Here is a 7,344-nt window from a genome sequence, read left to right on the forward strand (position 1 = left end):
GCAATAAGTTCACCCCCGCTTGTACTAACGGCAGCAAAATATCGTCTTGTTGGTCATTCACATCCACACGCTTTAACGCCATAGTCGCAAGTTGAGATCCCGACACTTTAATCGCGTCTGCCATCAATCGGCTGTTGGCAAACTTCCCTGTTCCCGTAAACAGTCTTGATTCGAATTGTTTATCACCAATTTTAAGCATCGACGCTAACCCCCTGCGATCGCTTGAAACAAAGAGATGCTATCTCCCTGTGAAAGAACTGTGCTAGCCCACTCACTGCGCGGCACAACATTGTTATTAATTGAAAAAACACAGCCCATTTCAGGCAGCGCAAATTGGCTAATGATTTGCTGTAGATTCGACTTACTGGCGACTTGATGTGACTGGTCATTAATGACAATGGTGATCACATCTAAGTCAGTAGAGGTCATTTGTGTTGTTTGTTGTTCTGATAACGTCATTGCTTCCAACTCTCTTAATTCTACCCATTACTCGTAAGCTAAATCTAAGCACACACTTCGCACTGTTTGTCTTTGCTTATCGTCATGGTTTGCCATTGCAGCTTCAATCCATCGAACAGGTGTAACTTGGCAGTATCGACATGAAACTTTCCCGTCGCCAGTTTTTGAATCGCCGCTATCGCTTGGTAGTTACCAAGTGTGCCCACCACCGGACCGACGACACCGCTGTCACTGCACTTTTGAGTTTGTGGTAATTCGTCGAACGGATACAAACAGCGGTAACAGGCTTTACTCTGCACTTGTTGTTTACTTGATGTTTGGTAATCAAAGACAGCGAATTGCCCTTGCCAACCAATTGCCGCCGCCGAGATGAGTGGCGTATTTTGCTCGAAACAAACTTGGTTAATGAGCTGGCGCGTTGGCATGTTATCGGTGCAGTCCAACACCACATCCGCCAGCATCACCTCAAGCTGCAGCTGTGCTTTGTCCAATCGCTTATTGAGAGCGCGAATTTGAACCATAGAATTAAGGTCAGTCAGTTGCTTGACAGTCGCTTTTGTTTTTGCAACTTGGAGGTCTTGTTCACGATAAATGATCTGGCGTTGTAGGTTACTGCTATCAACTTCATCATCATCAACCACAACCAATTTACCAACGCCCGCTGATGCCAAGTACAAACTCGCTGCGCTCCCTAATCCACCACAACCGATGATCAGCACATGCGATTTGCTCAAACGCTCTTGCCCAATTTCAGCAATTTCAGGCAGAGCAACTTGACGTTGATAGCGAAGGAACTGCTTATCCGTGAGCATGTTCGCCTCTCTTGGTATGCGTCAATTCACTATTCTGATCAGCAAACGTTAGCTGCCTTTCCTTCATCAGTTGTGCGAAGAACTCGATGACGGACTGAGGTGATTCTGCCAACGTAATAGCTCGCACAACTGCCAAACTAGAAACACCTGTTTGCCAAACTTGGTCTGCATTAGATTGGTCAATTCCACCAATCGCGACCGTCGGAAAGCCAAGCACATAGTCACTAACTGCTTTGTCTTTTGCAGGACGAAAAACCGACTCTGTGTTTCCATAAGGAATGCTATCAATCAGCTTTTGATACAGAGCCAAGCGCACCAAACCTTGTGGTTTCGATGGCATCTGTTTTGTGATGGTTGGGAAAATATGCCCTAGCGCGATGTAACTAGGATGAATTTGTACGATGCGCAGTAGCTCATAATAACCATGAGTAGAAAGGCCAAGACGAATGCCGGCTTTAGTTAGCTGAGCTAAATTCGATTCTTCAATGTCTTCTTGTCCGAGATGAACACCATAAGCGCTATGCTTGATTGCCAACTGCCAGTAGTCATTGATGAACACTTGTGCTTGATACTGACGACCTAGCTCAATTGCTCGAATGATCTGTTGTTCCAAATCGGCTTGTTGTGGGTTCTTGATTCGTAGTTGAATTGTGTTAATGCCTAAAGGCAGTAAACGCTCAATCCAAGCGACATCATCAACGACTGGATAGAGCCCTAGACTTTGCTTAGTTAGAGATGGAAAGCTAACGCTCTCTCCTTGTGCTGACCAACCAACTTGAATACCGAGTCGGTGATCTTCCAGTACAGGTGTGGGGAAATAATCAAAATGGTCAGCCCACTGCGTTAACTTCCCCTCTTCAAGGTTGTCATTCGATAGTGTTTCACGTGAAACATTCGCTTGTTGAGTTAACATTCCTCGAGCAAGTGTTAACGCATCTTCGATAGGAAAATCGAGAACTGTCAGTGTAACTATCCAAGCAAGGTGATGTTCGGGGTCGAACATTGCGTTGAGTTTGGACTCAACGGAAAGCGCTCTCACTTCATCATTAATTGGATGACGCCAGATATCAAGCTGAAGCTCATTCTCCTTTTTATCGGAATTCGGAGTATCAGCAATACCAATATAAATAGCTTTCGACGGTTGCTTTGCACACGCTTCTACCGATAAAACAGAGCGGTAATAGAGCACAAATGAACTCTCATGTTCAGAGTCATATACGTCAATGAGATCTGTCCTTATGTGTGCAATCTGTTGGTCGCGAACAAGCAGAATAGATTGAGTTGGGCTCACACCCAACTCAATGTCTTCAATGCTAAAACCCTGCTCATTCGCCAACAACAAACAATTTTGAACTAAACCTGTCAGTTCAATCAGTGATGACGGAATTAGGATTTTTATCATTAATCGCTCACCTCGGCATGTGCTGCTGGGTGGTATAACTCAGAACCCGTATCTCTGAACTCTTGCGATTTTTGACGCATACCTTCCAAAGGGTCATCAAGCATCTTGATCGAAATAGCTTGATCCGCAGCCACTTGCTCAGTGTCTTTTGCGTACTCTCGTACCTCTTGCGAAATCTTCATAGAGCAGAACTTTGGTCCGCACATCGAACAGAAGTGAGCAACTTTCCCAGACTCTTGAGGCAAAGTCTCATCATGGAAAGCGCGAGCAGTATCTGGGTCGAGTGACAAATTGAATTGGTCTTCCCAGCGGAACTCGAAGCGAGCTTTAGAAAGCGCGTTATCACGCACTTGTGCTCCAGGATGCCCTTTCGCCAAATCAGCGGCATGAGCAGCAAGCTTGTAAGTAATCATGCCTACCTTTACGTCTTCTTTGTTAGGTAAGCCAAGGTGTTCTTTAGGCGTTACATAACAAAGCATCGCACAGCCATACCAACCAATCATGGCAGCGCCGATACCTGAAGTAATATGGTCGTAACCAGGAGCAACGTCTGTAGTCAGTGGACCAAGCGTGTAGAATGGAGCTTCATGACAGTGCTCTAGCTGCTCTTCCATGTTCTCTTTGATCATGTGCATTGGAACATGACCAGGACCTTCGATAATGACCTGAACGTCGTATTCCCACGCAATCTTGGTTAACTCACCAAGGGTACGAAGCTCAGCAAATTGCGCTTCATCGTTAGCGTCAGCAACCGAACCCGGACGCAGACCATCACCTAGAGAGAGTGCGACATCGTACTTAGCACAGATTTCACAAATCTCTCGGAAGTGGGTATATAAGAAGCTTTCTTGGTGATGCGCCAAACACCATTTCGCGATGATGGAACCACCACGAGAAACGATGCCAGTAACGCGTTTTGCTGTCATTGGTACGTAGCGAAGTAGTAAGCCGGCGTGGATAGTAAAATAGTCAACGCCCTGCTCTGCTTGCTCAATCAGAGTATCGCGCATCACTTCCCAGTTAAGGTTTTCCGCAACACCATTCACTTTCTCAAGCGCTTGGTACATTGGTACGGTACCGATCGGAACCGGACTGTTACGTAGAATCCACTCGCGAGTTTCGTGAATATTACGTCCAGTAGAAAGGTCCATAACGGTATCCCCACCCCAGCGCGTCGCCCACACGAGCTTCTCTACTTCTTCCTCAATCGAAGACGTCACCGATGAGTTACCGATGTTGGCATTCACTTTAACCAAAAAGTTACGGCCAATGATCATTGGTTCGGATTCTGGGTGGTTGATATTAGAAGGGATAATTGCACGACCTTCGGCGACTTCTTTACGAACAAACTCGGCGGTAATGTCCTTTGGTAGGTTCGCACCAAAGCTTTGACCTGGATGCTGCTGATTCAGCACTTCATCACGGTATTGAGCTCGCCCCATATTTTCACGCAAAGCGATATATTCCATTTCTGGAGTAATAATACCTTTGCGAGCATAGTGCAATTGAGTCACGCACTGCCCATCTTTAGCACGTCGAATACGTGGTAGATTGCCGTAACGAAGATCGTCTAGCGTTTCATCTTCTAGGCGCTCTTTGGTGTATACCGAGCTTACTTCTTCGAGTAGTTCAGTATCGGCACGCTCTTCAATCCACCCTTCTCTCAGCTTAGGTAAGCCATTGTAGAGGTCTATGGTGTGTTCTGGATCTGTGTATACACCCGAGGTATCGTAAACGCGTACTGGCTCATTAGGCTCGAAAATAGGCGCTTCTTTTGTGCCTCCAATAAGGCTATCAGCGAGTGATATTTCACGCATTGGCACACGAATATCAGGACGTGAACCCTCTACGTAGACTTTGCTTGAATTTGGGTACGGTTGTACCGAGAGTGTATCAATGAACTGTTTTGCTTCCAGTCTCGCTTGCTTGCGACTCGACATAGCATTTTTCCTTGCTTTGTAATTAGTTTGGATAAAAATGCTTGGCGGAAAGATGCGACAAGAGTTTTCAAGACACCACGAAATGTGTTGCTTGAATATAGATAGATCACTGACGGGGAAATATAGTGATCTCTTCTCCTGTTCCCTTCGCAGATTCTAATCTGATCAGGTTCAACGGATCCCGAATTAACGGTCTCAGCCTTATGGCACTCCGACAAGTGAAATCAGTATATAAAATCGGCTTGGTTAAACCAAGCCGACCTGTATAAAAAATGACGAAAGAAGTGTATTGCTAACTCTTAATAAGTAACTGGAATCCAATCCACGCAGCAGAGATACTCAGAACAACGTTAAGCAGCACATTAAGTCCCATCTTAAAAAAGGCACCTTGCTGCATCAAAAGGACATTATCCATAGAGAATGTTGAAAAAGTTGTTAATGCTCCAAGGAAACCAAGGCCAATGATTTGACGCCAAGGCTCAGTTGCAATCAGCTCATTTTCGAAAGCTGCAATGAGCAGTCCCATAATGAAAGAGCCAACCACATTAACAGTTAGCGTACCGTAAGGAAAACCTCGCCCTAGCAATACAACACACAGTTCAGAAATTAGGTAACGAGAACACGCACCAAATGCACCACCTAGTGCAATAAATCCAAGAATAGACAGTTGTCCCATGACCCCCCCCATATTTAACTGCTCACTATTGTAGCTTTTACTCGCTATTTATCGATCATAAAATGGCTAACTTATCTCAATCAAAGTTTTAAATTTCAAAAGTTACAGGCGTCACTTTACTTCAATGTATCCCATCAAACCGGTTTTCATGTGCTCAATAACGTGACAATGGTACATCCAGCGGCCTGGGTTATCTGCGACGAAAGCCGCTTTAGCAGTGCCATTCTTACCTAATAGTACAGTGTCAGTGTGGAAGGGTTCTGGAACCTTCTTACCATCTAGTTCCAATACAGTGAAAGTGTGGCCATGAATATGGATAGGGTGGTGATACTGAGTAACATTGCGTAGATTAAAAATATATGTCTTACCCAATTCTAAAGACACAAGTGGAGCGGGAATATTATCTTTACTCATCCCCTCCCAAGCCCTTTTGTTCGTGAGCCAAAATGTCGGAACTGCTTTCCCATCATTATCAACAGGCGTCACAGCCCCTTCCCACTCGAAAACAAAATCTACCTCTTGTGCTGTATCTAAAGACAGTTCCGATAAAGGGTTTAGTGGAAGAGCAGGGATCGAAGCTTGATCGGGGAGCTCTGAGTCGATCACATCAAACTGACACAAGGGAAAAGGAAAACGTCCTTTCATTTGATGAATATAAATTCGCTTTCCCGATTCAGGGGCTATAAAGGCGAGATCGATCCTCATTCCTGGACCGATCTTATGCCTTACAAGCACATAAGGTGTTTTTATTGGGTTTCCATCGATAGCAACAACCCACGCCTCGACTCCTTTAACTTGGATTGGATAAGTGATCGTATTATCGACATTCGCTATGCGCAGACGAGTGGTCGCATTTGCTTTCAGTTGGTAAATTGGTTCATGAACACCATTCACACTACTCCATTCACCTGGAGTGCCCATACGCGCACTCAAACGGGGTATCATGAGGTCCTTCCACTGTCCTTGACTACCAAGATGCCAGTGTTTAAGCATCAATCCATGTTCTTCATCAAACTCAACTGGCGTAGCCTCTTCAACAATGATTAATCCAACTAACCCCATTCCAAGTTGCTTTACGCTATTCATATGAGGGTGATACCAGAATGTACCGGCATCAGGAGGAGTAAATCGATAAATGAAGGTTTCACCAGGCAGAATTGGGGGTTGGCTAAGGAATGGAACACCATCCATTTCTATAGGAATGCGCAACCCATGCCAATGAATCGTCGTCGGCTCCTCAAGTTCATTGGTAAAGCGAATGATCACTTCTTTTCCCTGCCTACAACGAATAGTAGGCGCAGGAATCTCACCATTGAAACCTAAGACTTTGGTTTCGTAGCCGGGTACAAGTTCTGCTGTAGCAGCCTTTGCTGTGAGATCATACTCATAAGCTCCTTCGCTATTCTTTGAGCGAGTGATAGTACATGCAGGCAATACACTTAGAGCAGAGATTGCGATACTCGACTTAATAAACTGACGGCGTGAAATATTCATAATCAGAGCGATATTTTAGTAAATGTCTGACTAAATGTAACAGGTTAATAATAATAATTCTCAATAATAGCTCTATTTGGAGCGTTAACCCACAAAGGTACACACATGCTGCTTTATTGTTTTAGGGAAACCTTCTATCTATTACCTCAGCATAGAGAAGCCCTGTTTATGGACAGAGCTTTTTCTTTGAGTGACACGAGCCAGAATAATTTGTTTTGCTGGTTTAATTGGCTCGCATAAATAAATGCTCCTCAAGCTGGCATTGAGTCGATACTAGTAAAGGTTTGATCGTACTAGCGATCCAGCCAAATACCATGACTTTAAATGCAAAAAAGCCTCAGCATTTCTGCTGAGGCTTTTGAATATGGCAGGGGTGGAGAGATTCGAACTCCCAACACGCGGATTTGGAATCCGCTGCTCTGCCAATTGGAGCTACACCCCTAAAATGTTATTCGAATCGAGTAAACTCTAGATTCAAAAAAAACCCCGCTGTAAGCGAGGCTTCTTAATAAGTGGCGGAGTGGACGGGACTCGAACCCGCGACCCCCGGCGTGACAGGCC

General features: G+C 44.9%; 6 protein-coding genes, 1 tRNA gene, 1 pseudogene and 1 riboswitch. All 8 genes and pseudogenes read right to left on the reverse strand.

The annotated features are described in order from the left end of the window. Positions 1-199, reverse strand: a pseudogene (locus AC4MRV_RS21010) (thiazole synthase); the annotation flags it as partial. A gap of 5 nt (positions 200-204) precedes the next feature. Continuing rightward, complete coding sequence (gene thiS, locus AC4MRV_RS21015; protein WP_491189242.1) at positions 205-459, reverse strand: sulfur carrier protein ThiS; 255 nt, start codon at positions 457-459, stop codon at positions 205-207. Between the two features lie 44 nt (positions 460-503). Next, positions 504-1,271 carry a HesA/MoeB/ThiF family protein gene (locus AC4MRV_RS21020; protein ID WP_491189243.1) on the reverse strand — a complete coding sequence of 256 codons (768 nt, stop codon included), beginning with the start codon at positions 1,269-1,271 and terminating at the stop codon, positions 504-506. After that, a complete protein-coding gene (locus AC4MRV_RS21025; protein ID WP_491189244.1) occupies positions 1,258-2,673 on the reverse strand; it encodes a thiamine phosphate synthase in 1,416 nt (471 codons plus the stop codon). Before AC4MRV_RS21025 ends, AC4MRV_RS21020 begins: the two co-directional genes overlap by 14 nt. Continuing rightward, a complete protein-coding gene (gene thiC, locus AC4MRV_RS21030; RefSeq protein ID WP_491189245.1) occupies positions 2,673-4,613 on the reverse strand; it encodes a phosphomethylpyrimidine synthase ThiC in 1,941 nt (646 codons plus the stop codon). Before thiC ends, AC4MRV_RS21025 begins: the two co-directional genes overlap by 1 nt. A 125-nt stretch (positions 4,614-4,738) precedes the next feature. Continuing rightward, positions 4,739-4,837: riboswitch (TPP riboswitch) on the reverse strand. 68 nt (positions 4,838-4,905) lie between these two features. Further along, entirely contained in the window at positions 4,906-5,289 is a 384-nt protein-coding gene (crcB, locus tag AC4MRV_RS21035) for a fluoride efflux transporter CrcB (protein WP_005474414.1), read from the reverse strand. Between the two features lie 111 nt (positions 5,290-5,400). Continuing rightward, on the reverse strand, positions 5,401-6,783 hold the full coding sequence (locus AC4MRV_RS21040) for a multicopper oxidase domain-containing protein (RefSeq protein ID WP_491189246.1): 1,383 nt from the start codon (positions 6,781-6,783) through the stop codon (positions 5,401-5,403). 365 nt (positions 6,784-7,148) lie between these two features. Beyond that, positions 7,149-7,225 (reverse strand) — tRNA-Trp (locus AC4MRV_RS21045). Positions 7,226-7,344: the final 119 nt, after the last annotated feature.

This window comes from Vibrio sp. (assembly GCF_984391705.1).

Bases quoted from the DNA above. Each gene is read 5' to 3' on its own strand.
- thiC (WP_491189245.1), bottom strand. From the start codon at position 4,613: ATGTCGAGTCGCAAGCAAGCGAGACTGGAAGCAAAACAGTTCATTGAT.
- AC4MRV_RS21025 (WP_491189244.1), bottom strand. From the start codon at position 2,673: ATGATAAAAATCCTAATTCCGTCATCACTGATTGAACTGACAGGTTTA.
- thiS (WP_491189242.1), bottom strand. From the start codon at position 459: ATGACGTTATCAGAACAACAAACAACACAAATGACCTCTACTGACTTA.
- AC4MRV_RS21020 (WP_491189243.1), bottom strand. From the start codon at position 1,271: ATGCTCACGGATAAGCAGTTCCTTCGCTATCAACGTCAAGTTGCTCTG.
- AC4MRV_RS21040 (WP_491189246.1), bottom strand. From the start codon at position 6,783: ATGAATATTTCACGCCGTCAGTTTATTAAGTCGAGTATCGCAATCTCT.
- crcB (WP_005474414.1), bottom strand. From the start codon at position 5,289: ATGGGACAACTGTCTATTCTTGGATTTATTGCACTAGGTGGTGCATTT.